17 protein-coding genes and 1 pseudogene are annotated in these 23,094 nt (G+C 42.0%); 9 read left to right on the top strand and 9 right to left on the bottom strand.

Annotated features, from left to right (window positions below; genetic code table 11):
- The first annotated feature begins 306 nt into the window (after positions 1-306).
- A complete protein-coding gene (locus FD724_RS09015) occupies positions 307-801 on the top strand; it encodes a TM2 domain-containing protein (protein WP_179072370.1) in 495 nt (164 codons plus the stop codon).
- Positions 802-861: 60 nt separating this feature from the next.
- Here the strand turns inward: FD724_RS09015 and FD724_RS09020 are convergent, their stop codons facing one another.
- Both FD724_RS09020 and FD724_RS09025 read right to left on the bottom strand, forming a co-directional pair.
- Positions 862-1,521 carry a DUF2996 domain-containing protein gene (locus tag FD724_RS09020; protein ID WP_179072371.1) on the bottom strand — a complete coding sequence of 220 codons (660 nt, stop codon included), beginning with the start codon at positions 1,519-1,521 and terminating at the stop codon, positions 862-864.
- 213 nt (positions 1,522-1,734) lie between these two features.
- Entirely contained in the window at positions 1,735-2,790 is a 1,056-nt protein-coding gene (locus tag FD724_RS09025) for a DMT family transporter (protein ID WP_179072372.1), read from the bottom strand.
- A gap of 252 nt (positions 2,791-3,042) precedes the next feature.
- On the opposite strand from FD724_RS09025, the gene FD724_RS09030 reads away from it, so the two are divergent.
- Entirely contained in the window at positions 3,043-3,405 is a 363-nt protein-coding gene (locus tag FD724_RS09030; protein WP_179072373.1) for a hypothetical protein, read from the top strand.
- Between the two features lie 603 nt (positions 3,406-4,008).
- Here the strand turns inward: FD724_RS09030 and FD724_RS09035 are convergent.
- Together FD724_RS09035 and FD724_RS09040 are read right to left on the bottom strand one after the other, a co-directional pair.
- Positions 4,009-5,167: pseudogene (locus tag FD724_RS09035) on the bottom strand (transposase).
- 439 nt (positions 5,168-5,606) lie between these two features.
- On the bottom strand, positions 5,607-7,424 hold the full coding sequence (locus FD724_RS09040) for an ABC transporter ATP-binding protein (RefSeq protein ID WP_179072374.1): 1,818 nt from the start codon (positions 7,422-7,424) through the stop codon (positions 5,607-5,609).
- A gap of 824 nt (positions 7,425-8,248) precedes the next feature.
- Here FD724_RS09040 and FD724_RS09045 point away from each other — a divergent pair.
- The 4 genes from FD724_RS09045 to FD724_RS09060 all read left to right on the top strand — a co-directional run bounded on the left by FD724_RS09045 (position 8,249) and on the right by FD724_RS09060 (position 12,493).
- On the top strand, positions 8,249-8,614 hold the full coding sequence (locus FD724_RS09045) for a hypothetical protein (RefSeq protein WP_179072375.1): 366 nt from the start codon (positions 8,249-8,251) through the stop codon (positions 8,612-8,614).
- Between the two features lie 337 nt (positions 8,615-8,951).
- Entirely contained in the window at positions 8,952-10,085 is a 1,134-nt protein-coding gene (locus FD724_RS09050; RefSeq protein WP_179072376.1) for a TOMM precursor leader peptide-binding protein, read from the top strand.
- A gap of 188 nt (positions 10,086-10,273) precedes the next feature.
- Complete coding sequence (locus FD724_RS09055) at positions 10,274-11,584, top strand: YcaO-like family protein (protein WP_179072377.1); 1,311 nt, start codon at positions 10,274-10,276, stop codon at positions 11,582-11,584.
- A 177-nt stretch (positions 11,585-11,761) separates the two neighbouring features.
- A complete protein-coding gene (locus FD724_RS09060; RefSeq protein ID WP_179072378.1) occupies positions 11,762-12,493 on the top strand; it encodes a SagB/ThcOx family dehydrogenase in 732 nt (243 codons plus the stop codon).
- 30 nt (positions 12,494-12,523) lie between these two features.
- Here the strand turns inward: FD724_RS09060 and FD724_RS09065 are convergent, their stop codons facing one another.
- The 3 genes from FD724_RS09065 to FD724_RS09075 form a co-directional block, all read right to left on the bottom strand.
- The gene (locus FD724_RS09065) at positions 12,524-13,729 is read right to left on the bottom strand and encodes an ABC transporter permease (protein ID WP_179072379.1); all 1,206 of its coding nucleotides are present in this window, start codon (positions 13,727-13,729) and stop codon (positions 12,524-12,526) included.
- Positions 13,730-13,827: 98 nt separating this feature from the next.
- Complete coding sequence (locus FD724_RS09070; protein WP_179072380.1) at positions 13,828-15,237, bottom strand: efflux RND transporter periplasmic adaptor subunit; 1,410 nt, start codon at positions 15,235-15,237, stop codon at positions 13,828-13,830.
- A 646-nt stretch (positions 15,238-15,883) separates the two neighbouring features.
- The gene (locus FD724_RS09075; protein WP_114083316.1) at positions 15,884-16,756 is read right to left on the bottom strand and encodes a D-alanyl-D-alanine carboxypeptidase family protein; all 873 of its coding nucleotides are present in this window, start codon (positions 16,754-16,756) and stop codon (positions 15,884-15,886) included.
- 379 nt (positions 16,757-17,135) lie between these two features.
- Here FD724_RS09075 and mnmG point away from each other — a divergent pair, with 379 nt between their 5' ends.
- The 3 genes from mnmG to FD724_RS09085 are packed head-to-tail and all read left to right on the top strand — an operon-like array spanning position 17,136 to position 20,602.
- Positions 17,136-19,058, top strand: a complete 1,923-nt coding sequence (mnmG, locus tag FD724_RS09080) for a tRNA uridine-5-carboxymethylaminomethyl(34) synthesis enzyme MnmG (protein ID WP_114083359.1) — start codon at positions 17,136-17,138, stop codon at positions 19,056-19,058.
- A 47-nt stretch (positions 19,059-19,105) separates the two neighbouring features.
- Entirely contained in the window at positions 19,106-19,228 is a 123-nt protein-coding gene (locus FD724_RS40725; RefSeq protein WP_256874497.1) for a hypothetical protein, read from the top strand.
- Positions 19,229-19,288: 60 nt separating this feature from the next.
- Entirely contained in the window at positions 19,289-20,602 is a 1,314-nt protein-coding gene (locus FD724_RS09085; protein ID WP_179072381.1) for a hypothetical protein, read from the top strand.
- A gap of 27 nt (positions 20,603-20,629) precedes the next feature.
- Here FD724_RS09085 and FD724_RS09090 read toward each other — a convergent pair whose 3' ends face one another.
- Positions 20,630-22,195: a glucosaminidase domain-containing protein gene (locus FD724_RS09090; RefSeq protein WP_179072382.1), complete on the bottom strand. Its 1,566-nt coding sequence runs from the start codon at positions 22,193-22,195 to the stop codon at positions 20,630-20,632.
- Positions 22,196-22,285: 90 nt separating this feature from the next.
- Positions 22,286-23,047 (bottom strand): N-acetylmuramoyl-L-alanine amidase, encoded by a 762-nt coding sequence (locus FD724_RS09095; RefSeq protein ID WP_179072383.1) that lies wholly within the window; start codon positions 23,045-23,047, stop codon positions 22,286-22,288.
- Positions 23,048-23,094 lie beyond the last annotated feature (47 nt).

Here is a 23,094-nt window from a genome sequence, read left to right on the forward strand (position 1 = left end):
CTGTTAAGGCGTAACAGCCCACAATAATCCAATTGTATAAAGTTTAGTCTACCAAGGTGCGGGTGAGAAATTTGTAAGTAAAAGATTAAGAGTTGCAACAATCATTCAATATTTACGGAATCAAAAATCGCGGATTAGTAGTCAAATAAACGTAGTTCGGTGATTAGCAGGGTTTTGATCGAGTGGAGTAGCACGCATTTTTTGTATTTTAAATCGCCATAACCTCAGTAATTTTCTGTAGTTGCTACTACAACATAGAAAACCCATTTTAGACAACAAAAGCAAATCCAAAGGGTTGAAAACAAGATGAATCTTGAAAACAATCAGCATAAAGACCGACTTCTTGTCTCTTACATCTTGTGTGCAGTTGGATTTTTCGGATTAGGAGGACTGCACCGCTTATACAATGGCAAGATAGGCACGGGTTTGCTGTGGCTGTGTACTTTTGGTTTGTTTTATATAGGGCAGACTGTGGATTTGCTTCTCATCCCTGGCATGGTTGACGAATACGAACACAAGCTGAGACTAAAAGCAGGTGTATCTCCCTTTGGAGTACCGTTGAATCAAGCAGTGGTTGCCTCTCAAGTCCACCTTCCAACAGGCAACCAACTGATGATTAAACTGATTGAAGCGGCGGAAAGCAAAGGTGGTATTTTAACTGTTACTCAAGGCGTGAAGTTCACGGGAGCTAGCTTTGCGGAAGTGGAAGCTACTCTCAATGAGATGTACAAATCAGGTTATGTAAAAATAGATAACGACCCCAATACTGGAGCCGTTATCTACCATTTCCACGAACTTTAAATTGTCCTTTGTCATTTGTCATTTGTCCTTTGTTAAAAACCAATGACTAATGACCAATGACTAATTTATACCTAGCCACTTTTGACCGTCCAAGCGCTGAACTAAGCCGAATACTAGCAAATCGAGTGTAATTTTGCGCTCATCGATTAAGAAGGACTCAAGAGTGCTAGGTTTTTTGCCTTCATTACAGGAAAATCCCTTTTTCCCTTGAATATCTTCTTCGGGGAAATACAGGTTAAACTGACGCGCACCAGTTTCTTTCCAACTGCCGATAATTTGCCAGCATTCTTCAGCAGATTCAAAGCCAGTAATTGGCACTTTCTGCTTGGCAAAAGACACCTGTAAATCTTGCACACCTTGTTGAGCGATCGCTTTTTGTAAAGCTGGCAAGTAGTCTTGCTCGATAAACTCTACAAATGGCTTATCTTCAACAGATGGGGCTTTTTCCTTTTTGGCGGCTTTAGCTGCGGGTTTTTCTTCTGCGGCTGCGGCGGGTTTTTCGCCTACTGCGGCTTTAGCTGCGGCTGCGGGTTTTTCTCGCTTGGGGGGTGTCGCAGTTGGTTTAGCAGCGTTTGGATCTGGCGCGTTGGCAGTAGGAAGGTCTGTGGCTTCAGGTGAGTCTGTACTCGGAGCGTTTTCTTCAGCCACGCTGGGAGCTTGCTTGTCAACAGTGCTGGGAGCTACTTCTCCCGCTTGATTGTGATTGGTTTGGTCTGCCATTGCTCAGGTCAATCCTTTAATCTAGCTTTGGGAGCGATCGCTCACCTTGATGTATCGGGTATTTTTATTTTGACATACTAGTGCAGCAAGGCAGTAATAACTGTACAGTTAAAAATAACGCAAAGGCATAGGGCATAAGCTTTCTTCCCTTCTGTTCCCTACCCCTTCAATTTTAGATTTTAGATTCTTCAATCCAAAATCCTTCTGCCTCATTCAAATCCCCTTGAATCCCATATCAGTTTCTACCTGTTGCTGTGCCGGAATCGAACTCACTTTGCCAGACGCAATGCTAGAAGTCTTACGCCAATTACCAACTTGGCTCAAAAATATACCTACTAAAATCACGCTACCGCCAATATATTGAGGTAAGGTAGGGGCTTCACCCAAAATTAAATAGGCTGCTAAGATGCCCACAATTGGGCCAAATGAGCCAATTAAGGAAGCCGTAGATACAGTAGAAGTTTTCAAGCCTTTAATCAAAAAAGACTGGCCTAGCACCACAATTAACCCACCGTAGAGAAACATCCATTGCCATAAGAACGGTGAGAGGACATCAGCAAAATGATCTTTGCCATAGAGGACTAAAGCAATGAAGAAAAAGATTATGGTTCCTAGTGCAGTCCGAAATATGCTATAGATTCCCAAAGGGATCTGTGAAAGATATTTCTTACCAATAATCGTAGAAGCCGTTGCAGCTATAGATCCTACTGCTGCTAAAAGTTCCCCTATGCCTAAACTGAAACCTCCCATATTCATCATGGCTTCTGTTGGAGGCTGGAGGATGATAGTTAGGATAACACCGACAAACGCTGCGATCGCTCCGATAAATTCCCAAATATTTACCCGTTCCCTCAACAACCAGACTGACAAAGCTAGAGTTAGAGGCGGTTCCAAACGTCCTACTAAGATGACATTATTTACCCCTGTGACTGAAAGTGCCTGAAAAATTAAGCCAGGGGCTAACGCTCCCGATAAAATAGCTACTGCTGTTAAACTGACCCAATCCGTCCTTGAGAGTTGCTTCAAAGTGGCTTTGTTCCACTGTCGCCCATAGATGAGGATCAAAAGTATCAAGGCGCAAAGGTTCCCCACAAATAAAACATTACATAAAGAAATCGGATTACGCTCCCCAATAAAATGTTCAGCACCGATTTCTGTTAGCCTTCGGGTAACTGCGCCAGATGCTGCAAAAATTAGCATTGCTAGCCAGAGATATGTTTGTCCTGAAACTCTATGAATTAAGCGATGTGGTCTTTTGGGCCTAGTCACAATAGCATCACTGCAATAAAAGCATTGCTCATTATAAGTTGCCGTCACGCAGTTCAGAATGAGGTTTTGTTGAGAAAATACTTAAATTATGCTGTGACTTTGAGTTACCATCATTGCCTGAGAAAGTGCTGAGAATTAACTAAATTTTCTCAAAGGATAAATTCATGAAAATAGTGGCTTAGTTTCAATAAGTTCTCACTCCTAACTGAGATGCTTGGGATGTTCAGGATAAAACAGAAAAGAGAGTCACAAATGAAACTCGCACCCTTACTTACAAGTTTTGCTTTGGTTGGTTTTTTCACAGTTTGGGACGTACCATTAAAAGCGATCAATCCGTCATTAGTGCAGGCATCAGCAGCCGAAGAATTATCTGTAACGCAGAAACTAGATTTGCTTACTAAAAGTAAGGGTCAGATTGGTAGTGGCGATCAATTACGTCGTTTCTTTTTTGGTGACTTGGAGCCAATCGGTATCCAGTTAGGTGGTGCAGGTCATGTAGTTAACCTTTATAACAAAGCCAATGATGTCACATTTGCTTACTGTTCTCACTACGATGTGATTGTAGCGATTAAGAAAGGTAAGGTGACAAAGTTTGAACCCAGCGAAGTGAAGTAATACTAAATCCATTTTCTAATTAATATTTGCTAAGACCAGAGGAGCAATTTGATTACATCTAGGACTTACGCAAAACTACACACGGTAGACGCAATTCATTAATTGTCTCTACCAGAAAATCAATGTTTTGGCTATTTTTGCGTAAGTTCTGACATTTATTTAGGTTGCGATGTCTGACAAGACACTGCTTTGCATCTACGATCTAGAACTCTTGAACAAGGGGTCTAGACCGAATGGCACGCTTGAAAAGCTGAAACCTCCTTGCTGGCAGGGTGTGGGAGGTGTGGGAGGATGGGGAGGCAATGCAGCATTTGTTGATATGCAGTTATTCAATTTCTCCTCTTTCTCCCCACACTTCCCCCACTCCCCCCACTCAAAAAGCAAGTTATATAGCGCTTACCGATCTGGTGAGGTACGTTTTCAAAGCTACTAACCTTACTAACCAAGATTTGGGTGTACCTCAGTTGCTTAGTAAACGCTATATCAGGGCTTTGCGATTAACAAGCGTGCCATTCGGGTCTAGACCAGATGTGTTTCAACTCTTCGTCCCCTGGAAAAGGACATAGGTTGCTTCCTTAGTGGTGCAGAAAACTTTCCGAAGTCTCAAGTTGAGAACACAGTGACACGGGAGAACTCAATTTGTTGCTCTATCTGCGTTCGTTTTTTAAGTGAAGCAGTGGCAGATGGGGGACTCTTCCGAGGTAAGGTAGCTAATAGAGGAATTGGGAGGCGTTGATAACACAACCGTTCAATTTCGCGTAATCCTAATTGTAAGAAACTCAATCCCCTCTGGCTGTGCCAATCCAGCATTTTGCGCCGACCTTCACCGACCACCACCACCGCAACAGCAATAGCAATTAAGGTGGCAGGCGCTAGCAACATCAACAAACAATTCAGCGCTTGAGGGTCGCGCAAGTGGGAGCGGATGAGTTCAAAAGCGGCGGACTTATAATCCTTAAAATGTGGCTCAATGCCGCCAAATCGCTGACCATAAACCTCAAAAGTCTGCAAGGACGGCGGCACATCGGAGAGGACAGCCCAAGCCTCACTTGCCAGAGCTAAATGAGCGGTGGCGAGATGACACTCAATGTCCTGCAAAACTTTGACTTTTCGAAACAGATAAGCTTCGCCCTCTTGGGGAAGCAAGTTTGCAACCGCAGCCGTTTGACCATTGGAGAGGGTAATGTTCAAGTCCGATTTCGCCCGAATAGACCACGACCATTGATGCTCCCGTAACCACCGGATCAACGCACCATGTTCAAATCCTCGATCCCGCTAACAACGTCACATGACATTCTGCCGGCAGCAGCCTTAACGTCGTTTCTAACACGGGGCAGTAGTCCTCAAAGCCCACGGTGGCACTGCCATGCTCCAATACCGTTTGACCAAGTGGAATAGAGCGTCCACCCCAAACTAAACAGATCTCAATTAAGCAATATTGATCCCATAACATACTGGTATCAAGTGTTAGTGTCATCGCCATGCCCTCCCAGGAGTTCAAGAACTGCTGCAACATAGGAAAATAGAAGGTTTCGGCAGTGATTTTGGGATTATGGACAAAGTAGTTTAAGCGCTCCATGTGGCTGCGAGCTTTGCACTCCCTATGACTCAGATAGGGCAACCAGTGGCTCAGACAGGCGCTTTGAGCTTGCAAAATGGCGGCGACATTCTCACAAAAGACTTGCAGATGTCGTTGATCTTGGGGACAAATCCATTGACTTAGTTGAACTTGCAGTTGACGATAAAGATGGGGGACTGACATGGAGTAGTTTTTGTGTGGAAACTTGAGCATCCCATGTCTTCCCCCTCTCTGTCACCCTTGTCTTAGTAAAATTCCCCATATATCAAGCCTTCAGGACTTTTCTGCACCACTAAGGGTTGCTTCTCTGACAGTCATTAGAACCGCTTTTGATCCGTACTGGGAGAATTGGTCACTCGTCCAGCTATAAAAAGTGATCCCTTTGCCATAGCCGAAATAGCGTAGTAGCGCCCATTGTGAGAGGTTAAGCTTATAGAGCTTTTATCAATAAGCAATAGTACTTAAAAATATGCTAAAAATCGGGCTGATCAACAGAATTTTTGGGCTAGCGATCGCATCATAATTTAAAAGCATCATTCGTTCTTGCAATCAAAATACGGAATTGCATATACTGTCTCCTCACTGGCAACCCTAAATTTAGATATCTGAAGAATTACGAGTGTTAATGAGAAATGCCATACTGTTTTGCCTGCATATTCCATAGTGCGGTATATTCGCCTCCACGCTGTAAAAGTTCTTGATGAGTACCATCCTCAATTAAATGACCAGATTTGAGAACTAAGATTCGGTCAGCTATACGCACTGAAGCCAGTCGATGGGTAATCAAGATTGTAGTCTTACCCTCAGCTAGCTCAATAAAGCGAAGGTAAAGATCACACTCACTGCGGGGGTCGAGTGCAGCAGTAGGCTCATCCAATAGCAAAACCTGGGCTTCTTGGCGGACAAAAGCACGAGCTAGAGCTAACTTTTGCCATTGGCCTCCAGAAAGTTCTGTACCGCCAAACTGCTTCCCCAGTGGTGTAGCCTCCTTTGTAGGAAAATGATCGACTAGTTTGACAATATCGGCTTTTTCAATCGCGTATTTGAGAATGTCTGGATGCTCTAGAGCAGCTAGGTTTCCTAAAGCGATATTTTCCCCCAGCGTCAGCGCATAGTGACCAAAGTCTTGAAAAACTCCAGCAATTTGCTGCCGCCATTGCTCTAAATTTAAATTTCTGAGGTCTATACCATCGACTAGAATACATCCTTGCGTTGGATCGTATAGCCTGGTTAACAGCTTGACTAAAGTAGTTTTCCCTGCACCATTTTCTCCTACTATGGCTACTGTTTGTCCAGGGAAAAGGGTAAAAGAAATATCTTGGAGTGCTAATCTACCATCTGGATAGTAAAAATCAACTTTTTCAAAAGTAATACCTGAACGAATCGGAGTAGGTACTTTTTCTCCAGGTACGCTCAGTAGCATGGGGATTGGACTGTCAAGAAAATTGAAAAACTGTTGCATGTAGAGAATATTTTCAAACAGATCCAGCCAATTAGCCACCAATCTTTCAAGGTTATTCTGGAAGTAAGTCAATGACTGTACAAATAAAAGTACACTACCTGGACTGAATTCTCTTTTAAAAGCTTTCTGTACCACCCAGTAGAAAGAAAAACCATTTCCCAAAGTGCTGAGGATAGCTAGACTAGACGACCAAAATGCTTGCTTGTCCCTCAGATAGCGCATAGATTGATGTAAAGACTGAAATGCTTGCAGATAACGCTCGATAAAAAAGGAACCTAGCTTAAATAACCTGATTTCTTTGGCATAGGTATCAGTAAGCATCACCGAAGTGTAATATTCCATTCTTCGAGCTTGGGGACTGTTCTCAAATAAATTTAGCCAAATAGCTTTGCCATACTGAGAAGAAACCACTATCTGGGGTATAGTTGCGATCGCTATCACCAGTGGTATCCAAAAAGCTAGAGGAACTAGTAACCCAACTATCACTATTAAGGTCACTAAAGATCGACCTGATTCAACCAAATTTTCCAGTAAATTCAGTGGTTTATAGCCAACTTGTTGTTGCAACAGTTGTAGCTCATCATAGAACAGAGAATCTTCAAAACGGCTCAAATCTGAAAAAGTATCAGCTTTCCGCATTAATAATAAGCTAATGTGAGCCGTTAATTTGTCATTGAGATTTCCTTGCAGTGCCAATACCCAAGGATACAGCAGTGATTCTAGTAGCAAAGCTCCAACCCATCCTCCTACCAAAGGGGCAAGAGTTGCATAACCTAATTCTCTACCAGATATTAAGGCTGTTGCTACAGTATCTACCACTAGCTTGGTTATCCAAACACTTATGGCAGGAAGAAAACCTTGTAATACCGTGACAGCAATCAACAAGACTATTTCTCTGGGTGCTGCTGTCCATAATAAAGGTAAAGAACGAAATAAAGCTTTAGTGTAGCCTGCAAGCCAAACTCTTAAATCGCTCATCAGTTAAACCTGATTTTTTATTCGAGTGTCAAGTAAATAAGCTTTATGCCAGTATTTAAAACCTATCTTATATATTCCCCTAACTTAAGATTCGCTATCAGCGCTATTACAAAATGGATCTTTACTGTCAGTATGCTTTTTATTTTAAAGCCTCTCTAGGCTTTTCTGCATCAGCAAACAATGCAGAAAGTAATATTAGGCGCTATCCAAAATAAAGATAATCCTACTTAAGAAATAAAAATATTACTATCAAGACTAAAAACAATATTACTTAGGTATGAATAAAAAACTCTAGAAAAAGATAATGTTATAACAGTTAGAGGATCAAAAGAAGAGAATGTGACGCTAACAGTAGCAAAAACATTCTCAAAAACAAGGTTTTAGGGAAGATAAATTCCATGAAACAATACAATTACGTCGAGATATCCCTCCCTGTGGCGACCTCCTGAAAAAGGAGGTACATAAATATATAAGTCTTTTTTATTCAGGGTTGGAAGGATCTTTAAATGATTAAAACTTTAATCAGCCTGTATTGTCCTAGGTGATATTTTCCTTAACTTGCCAAAAAGTGATTTTTATCTTTTGTGGATTAGTAAGATTCTGAATAAAAGACTGAGTGTTTTTGTTTAACTATAACCGGATGTGAATGATAGTTAGACATTAACTGTCATCTGATTTTTTGATCATCCTTTACATTCGCTAGTTCCAACATCATTTCTTCCGTGAAAGCTGATTGATACATGAAGATCATTACAGCTTTTGACTGACTCGAATGCAGATTTAAAAACAGCCTAATGAATTTAATTTGAAAGGAATGAGTAACCATGCTTGCAGAAAAAACACTGACCCAACAAACAATAGATATGCGTTTAGAAGACAAAGCAGACAAACTTGAACAACTACTGTTGTCCGATGAGGAAATTGCAGCTTTAGAAAAGTTAGCAATGCCAGGAATGTTTGAATCTGAGACTAGTCAAAGATGGTTTGCTAATTGCGGTGGATGTGTCGGATGTGTCGGATGTCGGGGATGCGGATGTCGGGGATGCGGCGGATGTCGGGGATGCGGATGTCGGGGATGCGGAGGATGTCGGGGATGCGGCGGATGTCGGGGATGCGGATGTCGAGTTACTGAAGGTGGAACAATATCAGGTGTGCTAGACGACACCGATGAGGTCGGTTTTGGATACTAAATAACCTGGAAATAGAACAGCAATTCCGTAATTTGAGAAACCAAGTTTTTTAACTTTAGAACCACAATATCTGGCTTTAAAAGTTAGAAAAACCCTGTCTTTTAAGCTGTTGTTTTTGCATTCATCACTTTTATAGCTGCAAAAGCAGGGTTTTTCATTTTCTCAATATCAGAACTTACGCAAAAATCCTCTCAAACTCTCATTCCTCCGTGACCTCTGCGTCCTCTGTGGTTCATTTTTGATTAGCTGTGCGTAAGTCATAAATATTTTTGGATACAACCGAGTTTTCAGATTTTTCTATTTCTTTGATGAAGCTTGGGATAATAAAACAAAGCCTATGAAATTAAATGATGCTCAACGCCTGCGTCTACTAGAACACGTTGTCGTTCACATTATGCGGTCAGATTGCAATGGCGAAGAAACTATGATATTCAATACGAGGCGGCGAACCCTGACAGTGAAGGGTCAAGCACTACATAATGTAGAAAAAATTGTTTTACCTTTATTAGATGGTTCCCGAACAATAGGAGAAATCCGGGCGGCAATTTGCGAAAAGTTGACAGATTCTTCACTAAATCAATGTTTAGAGTTTTTGATGGACAATCGCTTAGTAGATGAGTTGCTGGAAGATCCAGTTGATTTAGATAGTCGTGCATATTTACTTCCTCAAATCAGCCTCTATCATGAGCTAGGCTTTAAGCAAAAAGATGCCCAGAAGCACTTAGCGAACGCGAGGATTGCTGTTTTTGGACTCGGAGGTTCAGGGTTGATAGCTGCAATTAATTTGGCTAGTGCTGGTATCGGTTTTCTCCGCCTATGTGATGATGTCTGCACATTTCCGTCTGATTTCCCGATGATGTCAGGCTCAGTCTTTAATCAAATAGGTGCTTTTCGAGGTGTGGAAGCAGCTCGACAAATCGAGGCGATCGCAAAAGTAACCCAAACTGAAACTGTGACAGATCCTTTAACTAACGACGAAACAGTAAATGCTTTGCTTGAGGACGTTGATCTGGTGATTGTCGCTACCGATGCCGTATCTGTCAATCTCGCTTATCGCCTGAACAGACTATGCCTGAAGATGCAGCGCCCATTGCTACCAGGTGGCGCAGTTGGTGTTGAAGGAACTTTTGGGCCGCTAGTCTTTTCTCAGGATGGCCCTTGCTATCTTTGCTATCGGATGCGCTCTATTGCCTGTGCCAAGCTTCCAGAGGCGGAATTCGCTATTGAGCAGTTTCTTGACCGAGAACGCCGTTCTCAACCGCGTTTGCGAGAAAACTTACCGATCGCGCAGATGTTGGTTGGTAGTTATCTGGCTCTTGAAACATTGAAGATGTTGCTCGGTTTGCCAATCGCCACTGACGGTAAATTACTGCACCTAGACTTGCTCGGCACAAAGCTGACTCACAACGTTGTGCTGAAGAAACCTGGTTGTCCACATTGTTCAGGACAGAATGGCACTAAGAAAAGCTGAAACCTCGTCAGGGCATGGTGTGGGAGGATGTGGAGGCAATGCAGCATTTGTTGATATGCAGTTATTCAATTTCTCCTCTTTCTCCCCACACTTCCCCCACTCCCCACACTCCCCACACTCAAAAAGCAAGTTATATCAGGGCTTTGCCATTAACTTAGTGCCATTCGCTCAGGATAGGAGAAAACAAAGTGAATGCAGCGATCGCTAGTCCACGCTGGCGCGATTTAGTTAGCCCGCATACGGGAATCATCCGAGCCATTGATAGATTTACCAAGCCTTATACAGAGTTTGATCTGCCAGTTTTGTGGCAAGCCGAATTAGCAAATTTCCAACTTCGCAAACAGCAGGATGATTTACGCTACGGCGTAGGTAGGGGCATGACTGATGAACAAGCAATTTTTGGTGCAGTTGGCGAAGCTGTAGAGCGCTACTGTGGTGGTATTGTAGATTATCGGCAACTAATTGTCAGTAGCTACGCAGAATTAAGTCATTGCGCCGTCCATCCTCCAACTTTTTTCTCTTTTTCTGACAAACAATACTCTGACCCCAATTTTCCATATTCACCTTTCGATCCGGCAACGCAGACTTCGTGGATACCTGCCCTTTCTCTAGCAAGCAACCTACAGGTTTTAGTTCCAGCATTTATGGTTTATTTCGACTGGGATAGCAATCTACCAGGAGATTATATTTTACCGGTCACTTCTAATGGTATGGCTAGTGGCCCAACTCTTGAGTTTGCTGTTTGCAGTGGCTTGTGCGAGTTGATTGAGCGCGATGCTTTTATAATTACATGGTTAAACCGCCTACCTGCCCCACGCATTTATTTCGCTCACCGTCCAGGAATTGAGACGGAAATTTTAAGCCACTACGCCCGATTTGGCATTGAGCTAGTTACGTTCTATTTGATTACTGATATTCAGATCCCAGTTGTGATGGCAATGTTAATTGACCGTTCAGGTAAAAGTCCAGCTGTTGCAACTGGTCTAGGATGCCATCTCGATGGGTCAACTGCGCTTCGTAAGGCAATTTTTGAAGTTTGCCAAGCCCGTTTTGGTGATATAGAACGCATGGCTAGCGGCACTGGGATTAATCTCAATAAATATGAAGATGTGCAGAATTTGGACGATCACAGCGCTTTTTTCTACAAAACGGCTCGGCTACGCGAGTTGGAATTTTTGTTGGAGCATGACCAATACCTAACGGTTGAAGATTTACCAACTTATGCATCTTCAGTAGAGGTAGAAAAATTGCAATCGGTCATTGCCAGGTTGCATTCAGTGGGTGTTGAACCTTATTTAGTGGAAATTACAACCCCTGATATTGAGTCGCTCGGTTTTCGAGTAGTGCGGACTTTAGCCAGTGAACTAGTCCCAATATATTTTGGCTATGGACTAGAGCCATTGGGAACTCGGCGGTTGTTCAAGGTACCAGAAAGGTTAGGTTACGGTGAGCGACGTACCGCAGATGACCTAAATCCGTGTCCACATCCTATGGCTTAATACGATTTTAGATTTTGGATTAGGAATTACTTTCTTGTCGCAATCATTTTTTGGCGTTGCATAAATGCGGGATGAATTAGCGGGTGCATTGATAAATCCTTCCAAATTTGGCTAAATCATCCCATGATTCAGCAACTCCCATTTTTTAAATTGGCTTAAAACGAGGAAATCAGCGTAATGTACACAGCCAATGAGCCACTGGAGTTAGCTCTGTTGTATCATTTGAACTCCCCAGTACCTAAAAGTTCTGTCAAACGTGTTCCGGCTAATGAACTGCGGTATATGCCGGAGGCTCCTTTTCTGGAACTTCCAAAAGCACCACACGATAACCTGCTGAGTAAGCTTTTAGAGCGACGGTCTTCTGTGCGATCGTTTGATAAGTCGGTTATGCCAATGATCACATTAGCTCAGTTGCTTGATGCAGGATGCGGTCTCAATGGGCTGCGTCAAACAGATGGTTATACCTATGAAGCCCGAAACTCACCGTCTGCGGGAGGACTTTATCCGATTGAGATTTTTGTATCGACACAGGCGGTAGAAGGTTTAGCAGATGGACTATATCACTACGAACCACGCGGTCATGGCTTACATCGGGTGAATGATGCAGTGCCAACAGACTTTGTAGAATCTTTATTGCAGCAGGATTACATTGTAAATGCCAATGCTCTGTTTCTGTTCACATCTGTTTTTATGCGCTCAATGTGCAAATACGGTGCGCGTGGCTACCGTTTTGCACTTTTGGAAACTGGTCATCAAGCTGAAAATATATGTCTAATGGCTGTGCAATTGGGGCTGGATAGTCTGTGCATAGGTGGATTCTATGATATGAGTCTGAACGCCATGTTGGGTATTGATGGGAAACGCCATGCGGCACTTTATTGTGTTGCCGTCGGTACTGCGAAGAAGTAGTGGTGCGCCAAGTTCCCTACCCCCTTCCCCTTAAATACCTCTTAATGCAGCTATGGGATCGAGTCGTGCTGCTTTTTTGGCTGGCGCTACACCAAAGATTAGACCAATGCTACCAGAAATGCTGGCTGTGAGAAATATTGCTCCTATTGGTACTGATGGTTGTAAGGGGGAGAACATAGCAACTATAAGTGCGCCACTAACGCCAATACCAGTTCCCAATAAACCGCCTGCTACGGACAGGATAATCGCCTCAATTAAGAATTGGGTAAGAATTGCTTTTTCTGTTGCGCCTATTGCTTTGCGTAGTCCAATTTCTTGGGTACGTTCGGTGACAGACACTAGCATAATGTTCATGATGCCAATTCCACCAACGAATAAAGATATACCTGCGATCGCCGCCAAGACTAAACTTAAATTTATCGTCACTTGATTGATCAAGTCTTGGACTGACTTATTGGCGGCAACTGTGAAATCTTTTCTGCCCCGTCTGCGTGTCAGAATATTAATTGTTTGAAATGCTGCTGCGCGAATGCTATCTTGATTTTTTGCTGACAGTTCTAAGTAGTCGATGGGAATACCATTAGGCGATCGCCTACCGACTAGCTGATCTGCCATAGTACTAATTGGCACGTAAGCTATATCATCAGGGTTATCCCCCATAAATGCACCTTTAGCTTGCATAATCCCAATAACTTGAAAACTCAAGTTATTCATCTGTAGTAACTGACCGATGGGATTTTCATTACCAAAAAGTTTCCGCGCAACTACTGGCCCTAAAATCACCACCTGAGAATTTTGATTTAGCTCGATAGGGTCAAAAAAACGGCCTTGATGTACCTGGAGATTGCGGACATAAAGAATTCCTGGCGTTGTACCTGTAACATTAACTTTACTAATGCGTCCCTGACGCGATAATTGCAAGTTGCTGCTAATTTGCGGGGCAACTTCTCGGACGGCGGGAGCCATAGTTGCGATCGCTTGAGCATCTGCTAAAAACAGTGAAGGCACATCAGAGCTTAACCCCTCTAGATTATCGCCACCAGCGAACACTGATAGTTGATTTGGCCCCAGAGACTCCAACTTTTCTTGCGTAAATTTTTGCGCCCCTTGCCCAATAGCGATCATTGTAATCACAGAGGCATTGCCAATGATAATACCAAGCATGGTCAACATGCTACGGAGCTTATTTGCAGCCAATGTTTTGACTGCCATTTGTGTACTTTCTAGTAAATTCATAATAATTCGTAATTCGTAGTTCTGAGTGGATAATTACAACTAGGGAAATATTGTTGAATGATCGAAAAATATCAGTACCAATTGAAGATTCGGCTATTCTAAAATCCAATTTTATCTACACCTTCAATTTTTTCTGTACTGGGGGGAGACATTAACACGCGATCGCCTTTCTGAAGTCCTGCCAAAACTTGCACTTGATCACCACTAGTAGCACTTACTTTCACTGGTTGGAAACTGGCAGCATTTTGACTATCAATAACATATACCCCGGTTTGACCATTGGGCTGAGTTGTTACAGCCGCCAGAGGAATTACTAGAGCATTCTTAATAGTCTGACTGTGGAATATCAGGCGTACATTCATTCCTGATTTCAATTTGTCTTGCCCATTCGATAAAACTACCTTAACTCGAAAAAAAGTGATATTGTTTTCCTGCACTGCTCTTGGTGCAATTAGACTTACTTTTCCTTTGAAGGTTTCATTAGGATAGGTGTCTGTTTGAATATCTACAAACTGACCGCGATTGATTTTGGCAATGCTAGCTTCAGGAATTCTGGCTTCAATTTCTAAGCCACTAGAGAGTTCAGCAATTGAGGTCGAGGTTGCACCTTCAGTATTAGAAGCTGATGTGGTGGGTGTAACAAAATCCCCTTCTTGGGCAAAGCGACGGGTAATAATTCCCGCAAACGGGGCACGGATGATAGCATTATTCAACTGACTTTGATAAAAAACTAACTGAGCTTTAGCCTGTGCTACCTCGGCTTCAGCTTGGGCAATTTCCTCGGGACGTAATCCATTTTTGGCTTTCTTCAAACTTTCACGTTGTTCTTTGAGCCGTGCTAGTTCTACTTCTAAGTTAGCTCTAGCTTCTTGTTCTTTAGTGACAAACTCTTCAAAGGCATTGCGGGAAATAGCACCCTCTTGCACCAACACTTGATTGCGTTGCATCTCTACGATTGCTCGATTCAATCGAGTTTGAGATGCAGCTACAAATGCTTCTGCGGAAGCAACTCTAGCTTTAGATTCAGCAATGTCTTCTTGTCGAGTGCCAGCAACCTTTTGTTTCAAATCAGCCACAGCTTTATTTAGTGATGCTTGATACTGATTTACCTGTGCTTGTAATCTTTCACTATCCATAAGGGCAATAATTTGTCCTTTTTGGACGCGATCACCTTCATTCACATACAATTTAGCAATGCGTCCAGAATCTTCTGGGCTAAGATTGATTTTTTGTAATGCTTGCACCACCCCATTAGCTTGAATCTGCACTGCCCAATCTTTAGTTTGCACTAAGATAGTTTGACTAGTTAAATCTGGCTGGGAGGAAGTTTCTTGAGTTTTCCAGTAAACTGTCGCCATACTTCCCAAGGTGCTGGCTAACAAGATACCGAAAATCCAAGGACTAAATTTCTTCATCCGATTATACAGTTTGATGTAGCCACTAAAATTAACTCCTGATAAGTCTTGTATAAATAAAGTATCAATAATAAAAAACTTACTAGAAACCAAAATTTATGTTTTTAATAGCGCAATAGATTGCTATGTAAGGGACTTGCAAAAAACAAATTATTTCTAGATTTGTAGAAGCGCAAGTCCTTGCAACCCTAATATGAGATATTTTTTAGCTGGAAGTCCATAACTGTTATTAACTCATCCAAGTTAACAAATTATTGCCATTAAATTGATTGTTGATTAATGGGTTTTTCCCATCTCCCTTACTAAGTCTGAAAATTTGCACAGCAACCTCCATAGCCCAGCTACTATAGCAACCCCACTCACTTAGAACTTGCTGTTGTCAGTAGATATTTCTGTCAGCACTTCAGCCTTGTTGGCAATTTTGTCTGACATAATTTTGCCTTAAATTTGTCTAAAAAATTATTAACTCTCTACTATTACTTATAAATAATCTATTTCTTATTTAAATTATTCCCTGGTTATATTTTAATAAGCTGAAATTCCAACTTTCGGTTATCCAAAAATCTACCTATTGCAGTACATCTGTCTGCAAGGATTTACATATTGGTGCAATAGTTACTTTTTGGTAAACATGGCTCTAAATCCTGATTCTTCGGCTAGCAGCTTCATTTGACATAGCTAAATCTCTGACAATACATCCTTTAGGTTAGTATTTCCAAGTTTTCATGCTATCTAACAATTAAAGTGGCGTAATCCAATAAGTAATGCCTCGGATAAGTAGTTTCTTAAAACCAAATAAAGGTAAATTCTCTTCATCTAAACCCACATAAGTCCAATGTGGAACATCATTTTCTACTGTTTGAAACCAACCATTTTGATTAAGAGCTTTTCTTTGTTCTTTACTGCCTACGCGTAAATCAATGGCTAATCCCCAGAGATGTTGTGAAGTTCCGGGAGGTGCAACCAAGCCGAGAATTTTTGTTTCTTTGCCCTGTTGAACTTTTGCCAAAATTTGATTATTAGCATATTTTTGCCAAAATCTTAAATTCGTGTTGAAAGTGCGAGTACAATCACCAGAACCATAACCAGATTTTAGCGGGATATGTTGTTGAACTCGCGCTTTATTTAGAGCATCAGCCGCCGACTTTTGTAAATAACAATCGTTAGTTCCATCAACATGACCCATTGTTAAAGTAGCTTGAAATTCTTGGGTTTCTTGTTCATTAGCAAAAATATCTTTTGGCGGCAGTTTAATTCCGACATCTTGATTTACAAAAACTGCACCATAAGCTCGCAGCAAAGTATATTCATAAGTACCAGGCTGAGGGATTGTAGGTAATTTCTGGTTAATCGCAGATAAAAAACGCTGGTTACTATTTAATTCTGGGTTGGGAATAAATGGTTTTGGTGTTATCTCTTTAGAGGTATTTATACAAGGTGATGAAACAGTTGGAGAGCATACATTTAATGGTTGGGAAGTTCTAGCAAATTGGTGGTGGGTAATCTCATTACTCGCTACTAAAACAAAAATTATTCCGATAACTATACTGATGAAACTTGCCTTTCTAATAAATCTAGTAATATCTTTTTGCTTTTTGATGGTGAGTTTCATTTTTAAATAATTACTTAGTTGATTCAAAGGTAAACGTAACAGCCTTGTCCAAATATCTATTATTGATAAATTAAAAACAATTTATTAGAGTCAAACTATATTTTTATACATTTAAGAAAAGTATTTAATATATCAGTAAGAAAATAATTCGTGTTAATTACTAACTATGTGAACAATAGTTGTGGCAAACAAACCGGAATGTTGTCACAAAATTTAAAAAATATAATATTTTTTATTGAATACTCAAGTTTAAAAAGAGAAACTTGTCTCTGATTGAGTACTAGTAAATTTGATAACTTTTTTATTAGAAAGTTACATCCATGAAACCACTGGAACAGCTAAAATTGAAAAGAACTCTAAGCTTGCCGATCCTGTAAGTATGACCATGCACAATTCCGTTCAATTCCAAGACGCTTTTGATGTCATAGTCGTCGGTGCAGGTCACTCCGGTTGCGAAGCGGCTCTGGCCTCTGCACGCCTCGGTTGTCGTACCCTGTTATTGACGCTCAACTTGGATAGAATCGCTTGGCAACCCTGTAATCCAGCAGTGGGTGGCCCGGCAAAATCTCAGTTGACTCATGAGGTAGATGCCCTCGGCGGGGAAATAGGTAAAGTAGCAGACCGCACCTACCTGCAAAAACGTATCCTCAACTCTTCACGGGGGCCTGCTGTTTGGGCATTACGCGCCCAAACGGACAAGCGCGAATATGCAGCAGTGATGAAGAATATTGTCGAGAACCAAGAAAACTTGACAATCCGCGAAAGTATGGTGACAGATTTGGTGCTGGGTGCTAATGATGAAGTCATCGGCGTTGAAACTTATTTTGGTGTAGGGTTCCAATGTAAAGCTGTCATCTTGACAACTGGCACTTTCCTGGGGGGCAAAATCTGGGTTGGGAACAAATCAATGCCGGCGGGACGCGCTGGGGAATTTGCGGCTGAGGGATTGACACAAACCCTAAATCGCCTGGGATTTGAAACCGGAAGACTCAAAACTGGAACCCCAGCACGGGTAGACAAGCGATCGGTGGATTATAGTAAAATGCTCATCCAGCCAGGAGATGAGGATGTGCGCTGGTTTAGTTTTGATCCAGAGGCATGGGTAGAACGGGAACAAATACCCTGCTACATCACCCGCACCACCGCCGAAACCCATCGTCTAATTCAAGATAATCTACACCTGTCGCCAGTTTATGGCGGTTGGGTGGAAGCGAAAGGGCCGCGTTATTGTCCCAGCATTGAAGATAAAATTGTGCGCTTTGCCGATAAGGAAAGCCATCAAATTTTTATTGAACCAGAAGGACGAGATATACCCGAACTTTATATCCAAGGGTTTTCTACAGGGTTGCCAGAAAATTTGCAGTTGCAAATGTTGCGGACTCTTCCCGGTTTAGAAAAATGTGTGATGCTGCGTCCGGCTTATGCTGTGGAATATGACTATTTACCTGCAACTCAGTGTTACCCCACACTGATGACCAAAAAGGTTGCTGGACTATTTTGTGCTGGGCAGATTAACGGCACGACAGGTTATGAAGAAGCCGCGGCCCAAGGACTGGTAGCAGGAATTAACGCGGCTAGATTTGTTCATTCTCAAGAAATGATTGTGTTTGCCCGCGAGCAAAGTTACATTGGAACGCTAATGGATGACCTGTGTACCAAGGATTTACGGGAACCTTACCGGATGCTCACCAGTAGATCAGAGTACCGCTTATTATTGCGTTCTGACAATGCCGACCAACGTTTGACAACCCTGGGACGAGAAATTGGTTTAATTGACGATCGCAGATGGAATCTATTTACCCAAAAACAAGCGAACATTACCACAGAAAAACAAAGATTGCAAGCTACACGAGTCAAAGAACATGATGAAATGGGAATAGCGATCGCATCTGATACCCAACAAGCAATCAGAGGTTCAATTACCCTCAACGACTTACTGCGCCGTCCGGGATTCCATTATGTTGACCTCGACAGGTTCGGGCTAGGAAACCCCAACCTCAACCGCGCCGAGAAAGAAGGCGCAGAAATTGACATCAAGTATTATGGCTATCTCGCTAGGCAACAAAATCAGATTGACCAAATTGCCCGCCAAGCCCACCGCCAATTACCTGCGGATTTGGATTATACCACGATTGATACCCTTTCTAAAGAGGCACGGGAAAAGCTGACTCACGTAAAACCACTCACTCTTGGTCAAGCTGCACGTATCGGTGGTGTAAACCCAGCCGATGTTAACGCTTTATTATTATATTTAGAATTGCGTAAAACCAAGAGCCAGCATGAGTTTCCAGCGTTAGCTTAACAAAAACTTGATAAAGACTGAGTATAGTAGTAGGGAGGGAGATTGGTATGATAGATGACATAACTATTAGTACTGCTATCATCAACAATCCCCAGATTCAAGTTGATTTTAATACCAACGCTCAACCAACTCGTCTCAATAAGACGGTGGATTGGATATCTCATCTGTAATCCTAATTCCCAGGCAGTAGGCGCGGCGTTTCCTCGTCCTAGCAATAACCCAGAACGTCTATGTTACAAGAAGCCAGTACCCGTCTCATAGTACCAGAACCATCAGAAGATTTAATCGCCAACGAGCCTTGGTCGATAGAAAACTATGCTGATGGTCTCATGGATGAACTCTTTGCCGATATCGACTACATTCTGGATGTTAGTGATCATCTGCCTTCTCAAACCGTTAGGCATGGTAGGCAGAACAAAGCTCAACGCCACTCGCCTCCAGAATACGTGCCTCTGCAAACAGTTACAATACCGCAGATTATCTTACCAAACGGACAGTCAGTTACTCAAAATAACAACAAGCACTTGAGTACCGTTGTCTTTGATAACGGCACCATTAAACCAGTTAGTAGAAAGCGTCAAAAAAGCAGTCGGACTTTGGGCAAACTGCTGATTGTCGGAACAACTTTAGGTGTGGCGATCGCTGGTATTCTCTACTTGGTACAGTCTGGAGTCGTATATCTTTTAAATCCCAACTTGACCCAGCAAGCTCTTCTAGCACCGCAAACGCAGTCACAATTGCCTGGAAAAACAGAAATTGAGGCAGATTTGGTTGACTATATGCTGGGAGCGCTGGCAGTTATAGACAAGCAAGAATTAAAAGGCAATCAAAAATCTTTCAGTTCGGGATTCTCCAGTCAGACAAATACTAATCAAATAGCCCTTGGTAACGGGCAAACAACTGGGAATTTACCACCACTGCCACTTCTGGCCAATAATACACCACCAGCCCCTAACCGTTCTGGCAGCGTTGTTGAGCGGATCTATGTTCCCGTTTATCAAGCGCCGTCGCCAATGCGCTATGCGCTGCCAGCAATTCCTGGTAGTCCCGCACTTCTACCACAAGTTGCCAATGCATTGCAGGCATCTCAACCTAACATGGTGAAAAGTGCCCTAAATACGGTGCGACAAGCTGCCAAGCCTGTAACCGTCAATATGTTAGCGGCGGCTGTACGAGCAGAACTTAAACCTGTAGCGGGACGAACTGCACCTATTACCGTGCGGCAAACACCCAAGCCTCTACCTGCATTACCAGTGGTTCCATTACGTGCAGCACTCGCGCCAGAGTCAGAACCAACTATTACCCAGGAACAAGTATATCCGCCAACTGCGATCGCAGTTGCTCCGAGTAATACCCTAGAAGGATTGCTAGAGTTAGGTAACAAATCTGCCGCTTTGTTTAAAATCGACGGCGTAACTCGCCGCATCAATATGGGTGAAAGCATTGGCCAAAGCGGTTGGACATTGGTAGAGGTTAGTAATGGCGAAGCTGTCATCCGCCGTAACGGTGAAGTGCGATCCATTTACACAGGGCAGAAGTTGTAAAATCCAAGGCATCTAACTCACCAAAAATTAGCTTCTTACTGGTGGGTTAATTTCAAAATGAATATGATTGTCGTGACCATTTAGAGACACACAAAGTCCCTCTTTAATTAGCTGTTGATCGTTGAAAAAGACTGCCCGTACCAGCTTTTGATTAGTAATCGACTTGAGAATAGCTCGTGCAGCATCGCGATCGTAGTTAGAACTTGACCAAACAATGCCACCAAAATTTCCATTTTTTTGGGGTAAATAAATATCGCACATCATGCCAGTTTCATGTCCATGATGATCGGGAGTATCGCCTCCATGAGGAAGACTAACATCGTTAATTGCGAATGGAGCAGCTAGGGGATGAGTGTTACGATAACTGTTTTGATAATCTTGGGCAATTTTTTTAATCACATCAGCTAACCAGTGTGTTCCAAAATCGTGGTTATCTTGAGTATCTTCCAGTTCACCGTTAACTAAACCATTATTTGGGTCACTTTTGGGCATCAACTCCCAGCGTGGTGCATTAGCTGCTTGCAACCATCGATGAGTTATTCCACCAACATCAACTCTACCATCACCATTAACAGTACTGCGACCAGCAATAATTGATTGAAATAGTTTGATCGCATCAAATAGTCCTCTGTCTCTGTCTGCACTGTCAGGATCGCCTACCCATTTGTAGCCTAGCTCATACAATCGCGCCTTAATAGCCTTAACATCAGCAGCTTTATTGACTCCGCCAATTCCCACACTACCATCGAGTTTAATTTCCTTCGCTCCTGGTAAGCTGGATGCTGTAGGTTGTTGAGTGTTCTCATCGTCCTTGTGATCAAAAGGAACAACAACTTTAATGGGGATCTCTAGAGTTTGATCGTCAACAGTAATTATCATCCGGCGATCGCCTTCTTGCTTAAAGACGAAATCAAATTGCCATTTGCCATCCTGACTAATTGCTACACTTGTGACTGTAAATTTATCGTCGCTCGTAATCGACAAAACTTTGCCACTGTCGATTAAAGGTGCTATGCCTTCAACCCTGAAATTTTGCCCTAATTCAACTTCTTTTGGCACACGAATTAACTGAAGTTGTACCACTGAAGCGGGAATAGTGACTCCACCTGCATTAGCCAGTAACTTTTGTGCCTCTGGAAGCAAATCTACAACTTTACTGACATATTTAGGATCGGATGAATAGCCTTTAGCCTTGAGAAAGCCAAGGAAATTTTCTGGTGTATTAGTATACTCCTCTAAACCTTTATACGGTGTGCGAGTTAAAAACTTCCAATAACCAATAATAAAAGCGTCTATATCCGTAAATTTACAGAACTCAACTTCTTCTGGCTCAGAAGGAACCTTGATTTTCAACGGTTCGGCAAACCCTTTCATATCAGGAATTCGCCATTTTAATCCCGCAAAATTATTAGCATTGACAGCAAGATCGCTTTTAGCTCTGCTGGACTCTAGTAACCATTGAGCTAGGGTGACTTCTTTTAAAATTTGCCGATTAATAGCAGTAATTTTTGCACTTTCAATACCAACTTGTGTAAATATTTTGACTAAATCTTTGTTGGAATAATTGTTTACTAAATCATCTAGTAATGGCATGGATTTTTCCTTTAAAATCTATTTGTATAACCCCGATTTATTAGATAAGTCGGGGTTGTAGATGTTAACCAATGATGGAAAGATAATTAGTTAATCTTTTTCTATAACTTTGGCATGTCCAGCATAAACAAAATGCTCGTTTCGGTTTCCTTTACTTTGATCGGGCCACTTAACCGAATAATGATTTTCTTCAAAAATGACATCTAAAATTGGGTAATCTCCTGGCTCAATCTCAAAGATAGAATCTTTTGGTAAGTCTGATGCCTGTTCTGTAGAAGGCTTTAAGAAGGTTTTTGTTGTAATTTCCAAAACGTATTTCTTATCAGCTTTAGGTTCCTTTGGTTTTGGCTGACCTATTAATCCATCTTTAATTGCTTCCGCCATTTTTTCAACATCGAATAGATCCATATCTACTTTGGCATCACAAAAGCAGCACTCAATTAAAATAGCTGGCATTTGTGTATTTTTCAGAACAAAGAAACCTGTATCTTTCACCCCTCTGTTATAAAAACCAAGTTGAACAATTTCTTTGAGAACTGATTCAGCAATACCTTGTGATGCGTTACTAATGGCATAAATTTCTGTACCATGAGCTTTAGCGTTAAATTTATTAAAGTGAATCGAAACATAGACATTAACGTTATTGGCATTCGCCTTATTAGTTCTTTGTCTCAGAGAATCGGTTACGCTGCTAGCGCTTGTAGGAGTGCAATCGATGGCGGTATGATTTGCTGCTCTGAGTTTTTGTATCAATTGTGTACCAACTGCTTTAGTTAAAGCATCTTCTTGTTTGATGCCTGTTGCTCCTGTATCTGGAGGACAGTTGTGTCCCATATCAATACCAAATTTCATCTTGCTGATTTCCTTTTTATACTTTGAGATGTAAGCATAATTTAATT

Source organism: Nostoc sp. C057 (assembly GCF_013393925.1).
Taxonomy (GTDB): Bacteria; Cyanobacteriota; Cyanobacteriia; order Cyanobacteriales; family Nostocaceae; genus Nostoc; species Nostoc muscorum_A.